The 17228-nt window shown below is 34.2% G+C and carries 17 protein-coding genes; 9 read left to right on the top strand and 8 right to left on the bottom strand.

Going from position 1 to position 17228, the window contains the following annotated elements:
- Positions 1–34: 34 nt before the first annotated feature.
- Entirely contained in the window at positions 35–406 is a 372-nt protein-coding gene (locus BSF41_RS20690) for a hypothetical protein (protein WP_095931400.1), read from the top strand.
- Between the two features lie 67 nt (positions 407–473).
- The gene (locus tag BSF41_RS20685; protein WP_095931399.1) at positions 474–1307 is read left to right on the top strand and encodes a hypothetical protein; all 834 of its coding nucleotides are present in this window, start codon (positions 474–476) and stop codon (positions 1305–1307) included.
- 54 nt (positions 1308–1361) lie between these two features.
- Here the strand turns inward: BSF41_RS20685 and guaB are convergent, their stop codons facing one another.
- From guaB to BSF41_RS20665, 4 genes are all read right to left on the bottom strand, one after another.
- Complete coding sequence (gene guaB, locus BSF41_RS20680) at positions 1362–2834, bottom strand: IMP dehydrogenase (protein WP_095931398.1); 1473 nt, start codon at positions 2832–2834, stop codon at positions 1362–1364.
- Between the two features lie 198 nt (positions 2835–3032).
- Positions 3033–4427 carry a DUF5723 family protein gene (locus BSF41_RS20675; RefSeq protein ID WP_095931397.1) on the bottom strand — a complete coding sequence of 465 codons (1395 nt, stop codon included), beginning with the start codon at positions 4425–4427 and terminating at the stop codon, positions 3033–3035.
- A complete protein-coding gene (locus BSF41_RS20670; protein ID WP_095931396.1) occupies positions 4424–4975 on the bottom strand; it encodes a hypothetical protein in 552 nt (183 codons plus the stop codon). Before BSF41_RS20670 ends, BSF41_RS20675 begins: the two co-directional genes overlap by 4 nt.
- 77 nt (positions 4976–5052) lie before the next feature.
- On the bottom strand, positions 5053–5919 hold the full coding sequence (locus tag BSF41_RS20665; protein WP_095931395.1) for a hydroxymethylglutaryl-CoA lyase: 867 nt from the start codon (positions 5917–5919) through the stop codon (positions 5053–5055).
- Positions 5920–6129: 210 nt separating this feature from the next.
- On the opposite strand from BSF41_RS20665, the gene BSF41_RS20660 reads away from it, so the two are divergent.
- Positions 6130–6744, top strand: a complete 615-nt coding sequence (locus BSF41_RS20660; protein ID WP_095931394.1) for a hypothetical protein — start codon at positions 6130–6132, stop codon at positions 6742–6744.
- On the top strand, positions 6741–7457 hold the full coding sequence (locus tag BSF41_RS20655) for a DUF3307 domain-containing protein (RefSeq protein ID WP_095931393.1): 717 nt from the start codon (positions 6741–6743) through the stop codon (positions 7455–7457). Before BSF41_RS20660 ends, BSF41_RS20655 begins: the two co-directional genes overlap by 4 nt.
- Here the strand turns inward: BSF41_RS20655 and BSF41_RS20650 are convergent.
- Positions 7443–8477, bottom strand: a complete 1035-nt coding sequence (locus BSF41_RS20650) for a quinone-dependent dihydroorotate dehydrogenase (protein ID WP_095931392.1) — start codon at positions 8475–8477, stop codon at positions 7443–7445. The genes BSF41_RS20655 and BSF41_RS20650 overlap by 15 nt on opposite strands.
- Positions 8478–8722: 245 nt before the next feature.
- On the opposite strand from BSF41_RS20650, the gene BSF41_RS20645 reads away from it, so the two are divergent.
- The 5 genes from BSF41_RS20645 to BSF41_RS20625 all read left to right on the top strand — a co-directional run bounded on the left by BSF41_RS20645 (position 8723) and on the right by BSF41_RS20625 (position 14218).
- Positions 8723–9943, top strand: coding sequence for an OprO/OprP family phosphate-selective porin (locus tag BSF41_RS20645; RefSeq protein ID WP_095931391.1), 1221 nt, complete (start codon positions 8723–8725; stop codon positions 9941–9943).
- Positions 9944–10016: 73 nt separating this feature from the next.
- The gene (locus BSF41_RS20640) at positions 10017–11009 is read left to right on the top strand and encodes a DUF6515 family protein (protein ID WP_095931390.1); all 993 of its coding nucleotides are present in this window, start codon (positions 10017–10019) and stop codon (positions 11007–11009) included.
- A 96-nt stretch (positions 11010–11105) separates the two neighbouring features.
- Positions 11106–12236 carry a formylglycine-generating enzyme family protein gene (locus BSF41_RS20635; protein ID WP_095931389.1) on the top strand — a complete coding sequence of 377 codons (1131 nt, stop codon included), beginning with the start codon at positions 11106–11108 and terminating at the stop codon, positions 12234–12236.
- Positions 12237–12353: 117 nt separating this feature from the next.
- Positions 12354–13631: a peptidase T gene (gene pepT / locus BSF41_RS20630; protein ID WP_095931388.1), complete on the top strand. Its 1278-nt coding sequence runs from the start codon at positions 12354–12356 to the stop codon at positions 13629–13631.
- A gap of 8 nt (positions 13632–13639) precedes the next feature.
- Entirely contained in the window at positions 13640–14218 is a 579-nt protein-coding gene (locus tag BSF41_RS20625) for a YdeI family protein (protein WP_095931387.1), read from the top strand.
- 314 nt (positions 14219–14532) lie between these two features.
- Here the strand turns inward: BSF41_RS20625 and yajC are convergent, their stop codons facing one another.
- The 3 genes from yajC to BSF41_RS20610 all read right to left on the bottom strand — a co-directional run bounded on the left by yajC (position 14533) and on the right by BSF41_RS20610 (position 17224).
- Entirely contained in the window at positions 14533–14808 is a 276-nt protein-coding gene (yajC, locus tag BSF41_RS20620; RefSeq protein ID WP_053471036.1) for a preprotein translocase subunit YajC, read from the bottom strand.
- A 111-nt stretch (positions 14809–14919) separates the two neighbouring features.
- The gene (nusB, locus tag BSF41_RS20615) at positions 14920–15831 is read right to left on the bottom strand and encodes a transcription antitermination factor NusB (RefSeq protein WP_095931444.1); all 912 of its coding nucleotides are present in this window, start codon (positions 15829–15831) and stop codon (positions 14920–14922) included.
- 286 nt (positions 15832–16117) lie between these two features.
- A complete protein-coding gene (locus tag BSF41_RS20610; protein ID WP_095931386.1) occupies positions 16118–17224 on the bottom strand; it encodes a Glu/Leu/Phe/Val dehydrogenase in 1107 nt (368 codons plus the stop codon).
- Between the last annotated feature and the right edge of the window lie 4 nt (positions 17225–17228).

The following is a 17228-nucleotide window of genomic DNA, read 5'->3' as shown; positions in this document are numbered from 1 at the left end:
ATATCTTTAAAAAATTAAAACTACAAATAAGATTATGGAGTCAAAACAATCGCTTGATATTTTTGGAGAATTTTTAGTTAAAAATCTAAGAGATAAAGGAATTGGAAATGCTGAAACTCTTTTAAGCAATAAATCTAAATCACCATCAAACTTAAAAATACAAACTGAAATTGGTCAATTTAATGAACCACAAAAAGATTTAATCAAAGAAATCGTAATTAAAAGCATAGATGTAGCAATTCATGATTTTCTTTTTTCATTACAAGAATTGGCTGATTTTGAAAACAATATTCAAATATCCGTAAATGGCAAAAATATTGTTGAACTTAGCGATGGTATTCATGGAGAATCTTATTCAGAAAATGGATGGAATGCTAAATTTAGTGAGTACAGAGCAAAAGAATAAAATGATAAGTTGTTTTAAATTCTTACTTTCGTTTTAGACAAGTGGAAAATCCACATTAAAAACAATTATGAAACAACTATTCTTCCTTCTTTTTATTTGCACAACGACTTTAAGCTATGGTCAATCTAATCAAATTTTAGATTTTAAAGCTGGGTATGCTCCGGAAACCAACTATCTTCAAACCACGATTAATTCATCCGATTATGAAGTTTTGTATTCCGGTAGCGAAACGTTTTTAGAGACATTAAAGAACAATAAAGTACAAAACCCTTCCAAAATAAAGACTGTCTTTAATTTAGAAACGGTTTCTAAAACTGGTAAAAGTGATAAAAGTGGCAATTTCCCAATAACAATCGAGTACCTGAAATCGGTAGATTTAGATGGAAAAACTATAATTCCAAACGGCACCCTCATTTACGGAAAAGCTTCATTGTCTACCATGCCAGAAATAGATTCTATTGTTTCAAAAGACATGGAAGAGGATTTTAAAAATACTGTTTTTCAAATGGTTAAAAATACTTTTTCACAATTGGCTCTTCCGCATAAAAAACTAAAAATAGGCGAATCTTTTACTCAAGAAAGCCCATTAAGATTGCCTATCGCAGGGATAAATATTGAAATGCAAATTACTACGGTGTACAATTTAAAAAGCATAAATTCTAAAAATGCTTTCTTTGATATTACGCAGACTTACACAATGAAAATGTCTGACAACAGATTTGAAACCAACGGATCTGGGATTGGAAATGGCAATTTGATTTATGATATACCCAATCATTTTATAAGTGAGAACAATTTGGAAATGGATTTTACTCTCGACTTAAAACACACTGATTTTGCCTTAGATTTAAAATCTAAAAGTGATTTCAAACAAACATCAACCATATCAAAAGGCAAATAAAAAAAGGCGTAAGAAAAAAATCTTACGCCTTTTGTTTTATATCAAAACTTAAAATTATCTAGAATAATTTGGAGCTTCTTTTGTAATCGTCACGTTATGTGGATGGCTTTCAGTGATTCCGCTAGAAGTGATTCTAACAAAACGTCCAGATTCTTGTAAAGTTGGAATATCTTTTGAACCACAGTATCCCATACCTGCACGAAGACCTCCAATAAACTGAAGCATGCTTTCGTTTAATTCTCCTTTGTAAGGAACACGTCCTACAATTCCTTCTGGAACTAATTTTTTAACGTCGTCTTCAACATCTTGGAAATAACGATCTTTAGATCCTGTTTGCATTGCTTCAACAGAACCCATTCCGCGGTAAGATTTGAATTTTCTTCCTTCAAAAATGATAGTTTCTCCTGGAGATTCTTTTGTTCCTGCAAGTAATGAACCCAACATTACACAGTCGGCACCCGCAGCGATTGCTTTAGGAATATCTCCTGTATAACGAATTCCACCATCAGCAATAACTGGAACTCCAGTTCCTTTAATTGCCGCAGCTACTTCTAAAACTGCTGAGAATTGAGGAAAACCAACACCTGCAACGATACGAGTTGTACAGATAGAACCAGGTCCGATTCCAACTTTTACTCCATCAGCACCATTTTCTACTAAATATTTAGCAGCTTCTGGCGTTGCAATGTTTCCAACAATTACATCTATTTGAGGGAATTTTGATTTTACTTCTTTCAGTACATTCACCACACCTTCTGTATGTCCGTGAGCTGTATCGATAATGATTGCATCTACACCTGCAGCAACCAAAGCTTCTGCTCTTAAAACAGCATCTCCAGTAACTCCAATTGCAGCAGCAACTCTTAAACGACCAAAGCTATCTTTATTAGCAATTGGTTTTTGAGTCAGTTTTGTAATATCTCTAAAAGTGATTAAACCAACTAATTCGTTTTGAGCATTTACAACTGGTAATTTTTCGATTTTATGGCCTTGCAAAACTACTTCAGCTTGCTCAAGTGAAGTTCCTTCTGCTACAGTTACTAAGTTTTGGCTTGTCATAACCTCAGCGATTGGTCTCGCACCGTTTTTCTCAAAACGTAAATCACGATTTGTAACAATACCTTTTAAGATTCTGTTTTCGTCAACGATTGGAATACCACCGATTCCGAATTCTTTCATGGCATTTTTTGCATCAGCAATTGTAGAGTTTGTTGGTAATGTTACCGGATCGATAATCATACCTGCTTCTGCACGTTTTACTTTTCGAACTTTTCCTGCTTGTTGTTCGATAGTCATATTTTTATGTAAAACACCTATTCCGCCTTCTTGTGCCATAGCAATTGCCATTGCGCTTTCAGTTACTGTATCCATAGCAGCAGATACAATTGGAACGTTTAATGTAATGTTTCTTGAGAATTTTGATTTAATGCTCACTTCGCGAGGAAGCACATTCGAGTAGTTAGGTACTAATAATACATCGTCGTAAGTTAAACCTTCGCCGATAATCTTGGAGTTGTGTGCTATCATGTTGCAATTTCTAGTTGAATTGCGTGCAAATATAGTGAATAAATTGGAAACTTGAATACTAACTTATTCATAAAATTGACTTTACACGAAAAACCTTACGGTTTTAAAATTTCAATAATTAAATTCCAAATTCCAAAACTTAACCTAAATTCTAATACTCCATAGTTTGTATATTGGAATTTAAAAAATTGAAAATTTCTATTCTTTGTCTTGAAAAACAAAATTGATTCCGAGTTGGAAGGCGGCACTGCTGGCTTTGGAAATGTCTTTATATTCTAAAACATTATTGACCAGAGCATAAATATTTACAGGGCCAATTGTTCCTGCAAGTCCTAATCCGACGTTTTTATTTGAAAAAGTATCTAGGGTGTAGGTTGCTTTAAAATCTAATTTTTTAAAAATATTTCTTCTATAAAAAGCGGTTATCGCAAACAAAGGTGTTCGAGGGGCAGACATTGCAAAAACTTGTATACCTGTCGCATTTTTATAATATTTATTGACTTTTCCATGACAATTGCATTCGTCATCTGGACGCGCTTCTCCAAATGAATATTCGATTGAAGAATAAAGTTTTGTCGGACGCCAAGTGGTGTATTTATTATAAAGTGTGTCTCTAGGAATTGCTTTGTCAAATTCGTCAAAAACATTTTCAGGGTCATCTGTACCCATAAAATCTGGATTTGCACCATTGTAACGGTAAATTCCTTTATAGGTAAGTGTTTCGATATCTTTGGTCTGTCTCACAAAACCCAAATCTATAACACTTGCGGTAAATTGTAAATTGTCTTTTATATAATAGGTAATTCCGGCATCTATTCCAAAACCTAGACTTCCGTTAAAAAAGGTATTATTAGCAATATCACGAACTACATTTCCTTCGTATTCATCTTTTGTAAAACGAGAAAGACCAGATGTTTTTAATTCTAAATTGGAAGAAATAACCTGACTGTATAAATTTGGTGTTCCTGGCTCCTCGCCTGTATAAATGTAACCTGAGTTTTTTGTAGAAGTTGCATTTGCACCGCTTGAATAGATTTTAGCGCGACCTCCGTAAACAAATTTGTCATTGAGTTTTTTATGAAAACCAACATGAAAAACAGAAAGAACTTCGGCTTTCATGCTTAAATCGCCTAGATTAAACGATTTTCCGATATAATCTCGATTTCCATTTAAAGCCAGTAAAGCAAGATCTTTGGGAACAAACATAAAAAAATCGAATTCCTGATACAATCCGAACGAAATATAAGAACGGCTTTCTCTGCCTCCAATTCTAAATCCGCCAGAAAATATTTCCAATTGCTGATTGGTTACTACTTTATCTCTGCTGGAAGATTTATTTACAACATTTCTAACCTTTTGATTAAAATCGACTCCATCGTCTGAAAACAGATCATAGGCTGAGAAACTGCTAGATCCAATATTGGCTGAAATTCCAGACAAAACGGGAAATCCAAAATAATATTTATACGAAACATCTGCTCCTGGATTTACAAGCGAAGACTGCGGAATTGAAGTAAAATTATACAACAATTCTCTGTTTTGGGCAAAACAGAAAATAGGAAAAAACAAGCAAAGTAGTATCGCCTTTCTCATTCGATTACTAAATAAGCCGTTGCACTTGATCTTAATTTTAAATTTCCTTCACTCTGGCTATTTAATGGAGGCCCTGAGGCAATTACTACTACAAAACCAATTTTTTGAGTTTGTTTTAAAAGATCCAATCGAGCATTTTCAAAAACTTCTGTCGGATATTTTATAACATTTGGCGTTCCTTTATAAGATGGAACGGTAAAAGATATGGTTTGCAAAACCTCATTTTGATCGTTAAGCAAAAGCATATTTAGAACGAAAGCACGATTGATGTTGTTTTCGACTTCAAAATCAAACTCTGCTTTTTTAAGACGTTCGGTAAAGAATTTCTCTTTAAAAACATCAAAATCTCGTACATCTGGATATACATTAGTTCCTCCATCGTCTATAAGTCTATTGGCTGGAATATTAAAATACGCTAGGTTGGCTACAAAAACAGGCTCTATCTTAAAATCGTTTACCTGATCAAAATTCAAATCGCTTGAACAGGAAAATAATAAAAAGACACAAAATAGTAGGCTTGAAATTTTATTTATCGGGCTTGACCTCATGACAATAGTTATAGCTATAATAAATGTAACGCATTATGCAAACAATCATTATCTAAGGTAAGAAAAATAACTATTTTTTAATGAAACTTTCCAAACAATTTTGAAGCTTCATTGTATGCGCTTTCAAAACTAAGAGAATTAAGTCCGGTTATTTTTTTATTGGCAGTAAAATAGGAAACGAGTTTTTCTGTTGGCATATTTCCTGTTAGTTTATCGGTTGCCATAGGGCAGCCTCCGAAACCTTGAATAGCTCCGTCAAAACGAATACAGCCTGCTTTTGCCGCAGCATCGATTTTTTCGAACCAGCTTTCTGGTGTGGTATGAAGATGGGCTCCAAACTCAATTTCAGGATATTTCGGAATTAAATCTGAAAACAAATACGTAATTACTTCTGGCGTAGAAGTTCCAACGGTATCAGAAAGTGATAAAATTTTCACACCCATTGCTGCCAGTTTTTCGGTCCATTCTGCTACAATTTCAACATTCCACGGATCTCCATATGGATTTCCGAAGCCCATGGAAAGATAGGTCACTACTTCTTTATTTTTCTTATCGGCAACTTCCAGAATTTCTTCTAAGGTAACTAAAGATTCTGCAATAGTTTTATGCGTATTACGCATCTGAAAGTTCTCAGAAATAGAAAAAGGAAAGCCCAAATATTGAATCTGCTCATAATTGGCAGCTGTTATAGCGCCTTGTGTATTGGCAATAATAGAAAGCAATTTACTTGTTGTTTGAGACAAATCTAACTGCTCTAGAACCTCAGCAGTATCTTGCATTTGCGGAATAGCTTTTGGAGAAACAAAACTCCCAAAATCGATTGTATCAAAGCCAACTCGTAACAAAGCTTGTATGTAAGTAACTTTATTTTTTGTCGGAATAAAAGCCTTAATGCCTTGCATGGCATCTCTAGGGCATTCGATAATTTTGATTTCTTTACTCAAAGCGTATTCTTTTGTAAAGGCTAAGTTAGTTTCTTTTTTGATGATATAAAAGAGATTTTTACTTGAAGTCTATTATTACAAAATAGCATCATATTATAAAATATTACCAAAAAGAGTAATAATTTAAATTATTACCAAAAAACGTAATAATAAATCTTATTACGTATATTTGTAATAGAAAATTTATAATTTTTTACTTATATTTGAGTTATGACTAGTGTAATTACAGGGGACATAATTGGTTCAAGACAACAAGAATCTCAGCATTGGGTTGAGGATTTAAAGAAGATCTTGGCTCCATTTGGCAAAACTCCAAATCAGTGGGAAGTATATCGAGGCGACGAATTTCAAATTGAAGTCAGTAATCCCGAAGACTCTTTGTTAACTGCTATTTTGGTAAAAGCGCATTTAAGAGCCATAAAATCTGATGCCCGAATGAGTATTGGTTTTGGAGATAAAACACACAATGCCGAAAGAATATCAGAAAGCAACGGTTCTGCGTTTATTAATTCTGGAGAACTTTTTGAAACCTTAAAAAAACAGAAAGTAAATCTAGCCCTGCGAACAGGAGATTTAGATTTTGATGAAAAACTGAATTTAATGCTGCAACTGGCTTTGACTTTTATGGACAGCTGGCTGGTACAATCTGCAGAATTTGTTGCCGCTGCTATTGAAAACCCAACTTTATCACAAGAAGAATTAGGACAAAAATTAAGCATCAACCAAGCTGCTGTGAGCCGTAGACAAAAAAGAGCTCAGTTTGATTTGGTTATGAATTTAGATCGCTATTTTAGAAAACAAATAAAACAAATTTCAGCCTCATGATTTTATTTATAAAACTGTTTCTTGCTCATTTATTAGGAGATTTTATTTGGCAGCCCAATTCTTGGGTAGGCGACAAAGAAATAAAAAAACATAAAAGTGTTTATTTATACCTTCATATTTTACTGCACGGAGTTTTAGCAGCGGTTTTAGTGGGCGAAATCAGTTTTATACCTTATGCTGTTTTAATTGCTGTGACGCACGGGATTGTAGATTTAATCAAATTAAATTTTCAGAAAAAGAAAACCAAACGAACTTGGTTTGTGGTTGATCAAATTGCGCATATTCTCATTTTAATTGGTGTTACGCTTTTGTATGAAAACAAAACGATAATCCATTTTTGGCAGAATAATGAATTCTGGATTCTGCTTACAGGAATTTTATTGCTAACCAAACCCTCCTCTATTTTTATAAAAACTATAATTTCAATATGGGCTCCAGAAAGCAGAAACAGCCATCAGGATAATTCTCTGATAGCTGCCGGAAATTATATTGGTATTTTAGAACGCTTATTTGTTTTCGGATTTATCTTAACCGGACATTTTGAAGCGATCGGTTTTCTGCTTGCTGCTAAATCTATTTTTAGATTCGGTGATTTAAAAGAAGCCAAAGACCGAAAACTTACAGAATACGTAATGATCGGAACTTTAATCAGTTTTGGTATTGCAATAATAGCTGGTCTTTTAGTCCAAGCGCTACTTTTACAACTGCCCTAAAATCTTTTTGTTGATTGCTTTTATCAAAGCTGGACCTTCATAAATAAAGCCAGTGTACAATTGCACTAAACTTGCACCTGCATTTAGTTTTTCGATTGCATCATCTGCAGAATGAATTCCTCCTACTCCAATAATTGGGAACGCTTTATTGCTTTTTTCAGATAGAAAACGAATCACTTCTGTAGAACGTTTCGTTAATGGTTTTCCAGATAAACCTCCCGTTTCTGTTTGGTTTCCAGATTGTAAACCTTCTCTAGAAATTGTTGTGTTTGTTGCAATAACACCATCAATTTGAGTTGTTTTTACAATATCAATAATATCTAATAATTGCTCATCTGTTAAGTCTGGAGCAATTTTTAAAAGAATTGGCTTTACTTTTTGAGTACTTGTTTTTTGTTTTTCGACATTTCTATTTTGTAAAGTCTGCAATAAAGCTGTCAAAGGCTCTTTGTCTTGTAAAGCTCTTAGGTTTGGTGTGTTTGGAGAACTTACATTCACTACAAAATAATCTACGTGATTAAAAAGCGCATCAAAACAAATGATATAATCTTTAACGGCATCTTCGTTATCGGTTACTTTATTCTTTCCAATATTTCCACCAATTAAAACACCAGTATTCTTTTTCAAGCGTTCTACCGCTTCTAGAACACCGCCATTGTTAAATCCCATTCGGTTAATAATCGCTTGGTCTTCTTTTAAACGGAACAAACGTTTCTTCGGATTTCCTTCTTGTCCAACTGGCGTTACAGTACCGATTTCGATAAAACCAAAACCAAAATCACCAAGTTCTTTGTACAGTTTTGCGTCTTTATCAAAACCAGCCGCAAGTCCAACTGGATTTTTGAATTTAATTCCGAAAACTTCTCTTTCTAATCGAGCATCTTTTACCTCATAAATTGATCTTATAATCGCCGAAACTCCAGGGATTTTTGAAATGAATTTTACAAAAGAAAAAGTAAAATAATGCACTTTTTCAGGATCAAAACAAAAAAGTATCGGACGAATTATCAATTTATACATAAGAGTTGTGTTGTTGTTATTTTGGCTGCAAATTTAGATATTATAGTTTAAAAAGGTGTCTTTTTATAAAAACAAATAATTTCCTTTTTGTTTCAATTCTTCTATTTACAAATTAATCGTTCTGCTTTTTCATGTTGCAAGTTATAATTTGAAACCAGTTCAAGCTTATCAACAACCAACTCTCGTTCATTTATTATTTAATTTTGAAACACTTAACAAAATCTTTTATACAAACCATCACACTTATGTATAAAGAAAAAATCGTAAATCTAAAATTTAAAAACGTCCTTTTAGCTCTGCTATTAGCAATTAGCTATAAAGGACTTTCGCAACAAGAAAAAGATACTACAAAGCTGATGAATGTTCGGTATGGCAGTAAAGGAATTGAATTGGAAACCCGTGACAAAAAGTTCCTTTTTCAACTACAAAGCCGATTCCAATTTCGTTTCTCCACTCCTTACGATACAGATCCTTTAACTTATGACGATTACAGTCAAGATGCTAAAACGACTTTTAAAATAAATCGTGCGAGACTAAAAATTGGCGGCCATGCTTTTGAACCATGGCTTAAATATTATTGGGAATATGAATTGAGTCAGTCCAACTTACTTGATTTCAGAATTATGATTGAAAAGTGGGATTGGCTGAGTTTTAAAGTTGGACAATGGAAAACGGAGTTTACGCGCGAACGTTTCATAAGCAGTGGCGAACAGCAAATGGTTGAGCGATCTCTTATTAACCGTCCTTTTACCGTAGACCGACAATTAGGAGTTGAAGTTTACGGGCATTTAAAAGGAGCTGGAATTGCCGATTTTAATTATTGGGCGGCGGCCTTAACAGGAACAGGACGCGGAAGCACATCTAATGACGATAATCATTTAATGTATTTTGGAAGAGCACAATGGAATTTTCTAGGAAGATTTCTTGATTTTGAAGGCTGTGATTTAGAATTTCACGAAAAACTCACTCCGATTATAGCCTTTTCAGCCATAACCAACCGAAGCCCTTATACCCGTTTCTCTCAAGCGGGAGGAGGTTCTCTAGACGGATTTGAAAATGGTCTACCGGGACAATACAGAGTCAATCAATGGAATTTTGAAACTGCTTTTATGTATCGTGGTTTTTCTTGGCAAAGCGAATTACATACCAAAGAAATTATTGATAAAATAAACAATGATGACACAACCATAATGAAAGGATATTACGTTCAGGCAGGATATTTTTTTCATAATGTTTTCGAATGGTGGCCAAAACACTTAGAAATGGCTGGTCGTCATGCCGCTTACAGACCCGATAATTCGATAAGAGAAAATAGACAAGACGAATCTACATTGGCTTTTAACTGGTTTTTTAAAGGACACAAAAACAAACTGACCTCAGAGGTGAGTTATTTTACTTTTCAAGACAAAACGCTTTCCTTACAGCAAGGATGGCGATTTAGAATACAATGGGATATCTCATTATAAATCAAACTTTTAATCTATTAATTCAAAACGGACATTTTTTTTTCATAACTTTAAATCACATAAATTACTGAATATGAAAAGTATATCGAAAACAGTAAAAAAACTGGCACTTGTAATGTGTTTGACCGGAGCTTTTTTGTTTATTTCTGTTGACAGTTTAGCACAACGCCATCGTGGCGGCGGTGGCGGTGGCGGACTCAATAGAGGCGGCGGTGCAATACAAAGCCGTCCGGCAAGACCTGCTACGCAGTCTAGGCCAAATGTGACAAGACCTAGCACAACAAGGCCAGCGACAACAACTAGACCAGCAACGGTTAGACCTGGAGCAAACAATTCTGGAACTAAAATAAACAGACCTACAAACAATTCCAACAGAAACAACACTGTAAACAGAAATAATACTGTAAACAGAAATAATGTCGGTAACAGAAACACCAACATAAGCGGCAATACGGTTAATAGAAACAGAAATAATGTCAATATTAATGTTAACAATAGCGTTCATGTTCGCAATAATCGAAATACAGTAGTTCGTCCAGGATATAGACCATATACACGCCCACCTTATGTGTATGGCGGTTACAGATACAACTGTTATCATCCGTATTATCCGCGTCCCTATGTGCCTTTTTATTGGGGACCAGTTTGGCATCCTTGGGGATTTTTTGTTGCAACTCTGGCAACTACTGCTATTATTGTCAGTGTTGAAAACAATAAATACCATTACGATCAAGGAGTTTGGTACACCTCGACCAACGGTGGCTACACTGCCGTACCTGCACCAGTTGGAGGAACTGTAAACAACATTCCAAGCGGAGCAGAAACGGTTAATACCGGAACGGTAAATAATTATTATTACGGCGGAACGTATTATGAAAAAGATGGAGAAAAATATACTGTCGTTGCTCCTACAGCAGGAACAATAGTAGAAAAACTGCCCGAAGGTGGAGAAGAAGTCACTATAGGTGATGTAAAATATGTAAAATTTGGAGAAACCTACTATCAACCCGTACAAGTTGATGGTAAAGACAAATATGAAGTGGTTCAAGTTGAAAAAGATAGTTAATTTTATTAATTCTATAAAATTAATATACTATAAAAGTAATTTTACCTAATTTTATGCCCACTATTGATAACCATTATAAGCTCAAACACATAAACCATGAAAAACAAAACCTTTTGGATTTTTGCGTTACTAACATTATCCATTATTTCAATCGCTTACAGTTATACCAGATTTACAACTAAAGTTGAAACAACAGCAGCAGAATGTCATGAAATTCCAAGTAATGTTGAATCTGAATTTAAACCAACTGTCGAAAATAAATTTAAACCTGCAGAAAAAGCACCAAAAGGTATGGTTTGGATTCCTGGTGGCGAATTTTCTATGGGAACTAATGTTGAAGACGAAAGTCTGTGCAGTATTAAAGGCGTAACGAAAGATGCAGCTCCAATTCATAGAGTGTATCTTGATGGCTATTATATGGATGAAACTGAAGTAACCAATGAAGAATTCGAAAAATTTGTAAAAGCCACAGGATATGTAACTGTTGCCGAACAAAAACCAACAAAAGAAGAATTTCCATCAGCAAGCGAAGAAGATTTAGTGACAGGTTCTGTGGTCTTCACTCCTACACCATCTGCGGTTAATTTGAATAATTTCTTGCAATGGTGGCGTTATGAACCAGGTGCAGATTGGAGACATCCTGAAGGCCCGCAAAGCAACATTATAGGAAAAGAAAAATATCCTGTTGTTCACGTCGTTTATGAAGATGCTCAAGCTTACGCAAAATGGGCTGGAAAAAGACTTCCAACAGAAGCAGAATGGGAATTTGCAGCAAGAGGCGGTAAAACTGGAAATCTATATGCTTGGGGAAATGATTTAAAACCTAAAGGAAAATTTCAAGCTAATATTTACCAAGGACATTTTCCAATAAAAGATGGCGATACAGGAGAAGATGGTTTCAAAGGAATTGCTCCAACAAAACAATACGCTCCAAATGCATATGGCTTGTATGATATTGCTGGAAATGTTTGGGAATGGGTACACGATTGGTATAGTGTAGATTATTACAAATCATTAGCAGAAAGCGGGAAAGTAACAAAAAATCCGCAAGGTCCAGAGGCTTATTATGATCCCAACGATCCTACTGAAATAAAACGCGTTCACCGTGGCGGTTCGTTCTTATGTACAGATCAATATTGCACGCGATACATGGTTGGAACAAGAGGAAAAGGAGAAATCAGATCTGCTGCAAACCACGTTGGTTTTAGATGCGTAAAAAGCAAATAACAAACTCAAAATACCAAAAAGGGATTCAATTTAGAATCCCTTTTTTATTAATTCAGATATTGAAAGCTAAATTTCTTAGCAGAAAAATTTTTCTATATTTGCTAAAAATTCAAAAAAATGCAACATATCATAGATCGCTTTATCAGTTATGTAACGATTGATACGGAATCGGATCCAAATTCACAAACAACACCAAGTACACAAAAACAATGGAATCTTGCCAATAAATTAGTTGACGAATTAAAAGCAATTGGCCTTGAAGATGTAACGATTGATGACAAAGCTTATATCATGGCGACGCTGCCAAGTAATGTTGATCATGAAGTACCAACTATTGGTTTTGTTTCTCATTTTGACACTTCTCCAGATTTTAGCGGAGCAAATGTAAAACCTCAGATTGTTGAAAATTACGACGGAAAAGATATCGTATTAAATGCTGAGAAAAACATTATTTTATCTCCAGACTACTTTAAAGATCTATTATTATATAAAGGACAAACGATCATTACGACTGACGGAACAACTTTATTAGGAGCTGATGATAAAGCTGGAATTACAGAAATCGTTTCGGCAATGGAATATCTTATTCAGCATCCAGAAATTAAACACGGAAAAATCAGAATTGGTTTTACTCCTGATGAAGAAATCGGTCGCGGCGCGCATCATTTTGATGTAGAAAAATTCGGAGCACAATGGGCTTACACAATGGACGGAAGTCAGATTGGCGAATTAGAATACGAAAATTTCAATGCTGCTGGAGCTAAAATCACTTTTAAAGGAAAAAGCGTTCACCCAGGTTATGCTAAAGGGAAAATGATCAATTCTATGCTTCTGGCAAATGATTTCATTAACGAACTTCCGAAAGGTGAAACGCCGCAGGAAACTAGAGGTTATGAAGGCTTTTTCCACGTTCATCACATCAAAGGAAACATTGAAGAGACAGTTTTAGAATTGATTATTCGTGATCACAACAGAAAGAAATTCGAAAAAAGAAAAGAATTGATTCATAAATTGGCGAAACAATTCAATAAAAAATTCGCGAAGAAATTTGGCGAAGATATTGTAATTGCCGAAGTAAAAGATCAATATTACAATATGAAAGAAAAGGTGCTTCCTGTAAAACATATTGTAGATATTGCTGAAAAGGCAATGAGAGAATTAAACATCAAGCCGATCATTAAACCAATTCGTGGCGGAACAGACGGTTCTCAATTGTCTTTTATGGGACTACCTTGTCCGAACATTTTTGCTGGTGGGCATAATTTCCACGGAAAATACGAATATGTTCCAGCAGAAAGCATTCAGAAAGCAACTGATGTTATTGTAAAAATTGCTGAATTAACAGCTATTCCAGGTATTTTTGATGCGACAGAAAAATCTAAAAAAAGAAAATAATCCACAAAATGCCTGACAAAAAACACGTTTGGGACAAAATGAATCAGTGGGAAGAAGAAATTCTTATTCTCAAATCAATTATTGATAAAACTGAACTGATTGAAACTGTAAAATGGGGAGCGCCTGTTTATGTTTTCAATAAAAAAAACATTGTTGGCCTAGGCGGTTTTAAAGATTATTTTACCATTTGGTTTTATAATGGCGTTTTCCTGAAAGACGAAAAGAAGAAATTAATCAACGCTCAGGAAGAAGTAACAAAGTCATTACGTCAATGGCGTTTTAAATCAAAAGAAGAAATAAACGAGAAGGATATTTTAGAATATATACACGAAGCCATTGAAAACGAAAAACAGGGAAAAGTAATAAAACCTTCTAAAAAAGAAGCCATTATTTCTGAGCTTTTAAACGAAGAAATGGCGAAAAACCCAGCTTTAAAAGAAGCTTTTGAAAAATTTGCTCCTTACAAACAATATGAGTTTTTAGAATATATTGAAACTGCAAAACAGGAAAAAACAAAGCTTTCGAGAATAGAAAAAGTGGTTCCGATGATTTTAGCAAATGTTGGATTGAATGATAAATACAGATAGTTTAAATTCCAATATTTAAAATCCAAATTCCAAAACTATACAAGAAAAACCTTTGTCAAAGTTTAAAACTTTGACAAAGGTTTTTCTTTTTTTTGTCATCCTGACGAAGGAAGGATCACACTAGAAACTCCGCAAAGTATAGAGGACAATCTTTGTCGATTCTCGCGTGTGATCCTTCCTTCGTCAGGATGACAAAAATCAATGTAACAGAAGAATTTCTCACTTCGTTGGAAATAAAAAAAAGTGGGCGAAAAAAAAATCCCAAACTCCTTATTTGGAATTTGGGATTTTAAATATTGTAATTTTTAAAAAAATTATGCTTTCTTATTCAAAGCAGCGCTCAATTCAAGAGAAATTGCAGAACGCTCTAATTTTAATTTTCCTGACATAGTTTCGATTACAACAGTAGTTTCTGCTAATTCAGCGATCTTACCGTGGAAACCACTTTTTGTTACTATTTTGTCACCTACTTTTAGGCTGCTTTCAAATTCTTTTTCGTTTTTAGCTCTTTTTTGTTGTGGTCTAATCATGAAGAAATAGATTACCACGAACATCAAAAGAAATGGCGCAAATTGAGTTAATTGTCCCATAATTTAAATTTGTTTTTGATTTATATTTAATATTTTTTTTAGCTCTTCGACTTCGCTCAGAGAGACAAAGCAGTTGGAATTTGCAATTTAAAAAATTGATTATTTTAAATCTTACATTAATCCTCTTCCCGCTTTTACCATTTTTTTATTGGCAGTAAGTTCTTTTACAAGGTTATCTAAAATTCCGTTGATAAAAATACTACTTTTTGGTGTAGAATACTCTTTCGCAATTTCTAAATATTCGTTAAGAGTTACTTTTACTGGAATTGAAGGGAATTTAATAAACTCGCAAATTGCCATTTTCAAGATAATAGTATCAATTTCTGCAATACGATCACTGTCCCAATTTGGTGTTTTATCTTCATATTCTTTTGCAAATGCCGTTTCGTTTAGAATTGTTCTTCTAAATAAATCTTTTGCAAAATCCTTATCTTCAACATCTTTATACAATTTTGGCACTCTAAAATCGTCTGGATCTTCTGTTTTAATTGCTTTCAATTGTTTCACAATATGAGTATTTACAACAGGAATATCATCAACCCAAGTCAATTTATCGTCTTCTAAGTACTCGTATAATTTTTCATTTGGAACAATAACATTTTCAAACAAATCAATAATAAATTGTCTGTCTTCTTCAAACGTATTTACGTTATTGCTCATATATTTTTGGTAGATATCGCTTGCTTTAACATCATTTAAAAGCAAAATAATATAATCATCGTTTAATGACCAGTTATTGATTTTACGATTTTCTAAAGCGATACTAAGAGAATTGCTTTCAGCAAGAAGTTGAAAAATTTTATTCTTTACAAATTTTTCATTCGGATTACGTTCTGCGGCAGTTGCAAGGTGTTTTTTGCTTGACAGATGCAAATAGACAGCTTCTTTTTTGCAAATTTCTATCAATGAAGAAAGCATTATAAGATATAAGTCCTGAATATTGTCAATGCTGTAGAAAAGAAATTTCTCTTCTTTTTCCATGTTATCAGAACCGCTTTGGTGCATTGCATAAATGGATTGCATTACTTTAACGCGTATGTGTCTTCTATTTACCACCTTGTAAGAACATTTAAAAATTAGTCTGCAAAAGTATAACTTTTGATACGTATTTTAAAATTAATTCGTAAAAAAGTAGTTGTTTTAGTGGTTAGTTTTCAGAATTTAGCGGTTAGTCTCTATTTATAGTGGTCAGTGAGCAGTTTTTAGTGGGCAGTACCAAACATACACAAAAAAAATCTCAGTTACAGATTAAACTGTAAACTGAGACTTTAAGACTGAACACTTAAAAAAGTGAACACTGAACACTTAATTACTTCTTAGCGTTCTCGATTCTTCTTTGATCGATACGATTTTGAGCAATAGTAAGAGCCGCTTTATGTGTTGTGATTCCGTTTTTAGCAGCGAAATCAATAATTTCTAAAGTTGTATTGTAGATATTCTCTGTTTTAGTCATGATTTCAGCTTTACCATAGTTAGCTAATTCAGCATAAACATTGATAATTCCACCCGCATTGATTAAGAAATCTGGAGCATATAAAATTCCTCTTTCTTGTAATCTTGCACCGTGAACATTCTCATCAGCTAATTGGTTGTTGGCTGCACCAGCAATCACTTTTGCTTTAATTTTATCTACTGTATTATCATTGATTGTAGCTCCCATCGCACACGGCGCGTAGATATCAACATCGGCAGTATATAAATCTTCACCAGTATAAATTGTTGCATTGTATTTTGAAGCAACTTGGAATAATTTCTCTTCGTTAATATCAGAAATAGTTACCTGCGCTCCTTCTTTAGTTAAATACTCAACCAAAGTTTCACCAACGTGTCCAATTCCTTGTACCAAAACTTTTTTACCCTCTAAAACATCAGTTCCAAACTGGCTTTTAGCGGCCGCTTTCATACCCAAATAGACACCGTAAGCTGTAATTGGAGAAGGATTTCCAGAACCACCTCTTTCTTCAGAAATACCAGTAACGTAAGGCGTTACATCTCTTACAGTATCCATGTCTTTAGTTTCCATTCCGACATCTTCTGCTGTAATATATCTTCCGCTTAATGAGTGAACAAACTCTCCAAACTTACGCATTAACTCAGGAGTTTTTTGCGTTTTAGCATCACCAATAATAACCGCTTTACCTCCACCAATATTCAGTCCAGTAATAGCCGATTTAAAAGTCATACCTCTCGAAAGGCGTAAAACGTCATTTAAAGCTTCCCATTCTGTGTTGTAATTCCACATTCTGGTTCCTCCTAAAGCTGGTCCCATAACCGAATTATGAATACCAATAATTGCTTTTAATCCTGTATCTTTGTCATTGCAAAATACAATTTGTTCGTGATCGTCAAAAGATAACTGTCCAAAAACAGGATCCATTTTTTGAAGTTCCTTTCCAGTTGCGAAAGTTGCATCCATAGCG

The sequence above is a fragment of the Flavobacterium sp. ACN2 genome, assembly GCF_002303885.1.
Lineage (GTDB): Bacteria > Bacteroidota > Bacteroidia > Flavobacteriales > Flavobacteriaceae > Flavobacterium.
Note: the sequence above shows the minus strand (reverse complement) of the source record. Positions and strands in the feature narration are given on the sequence as shown.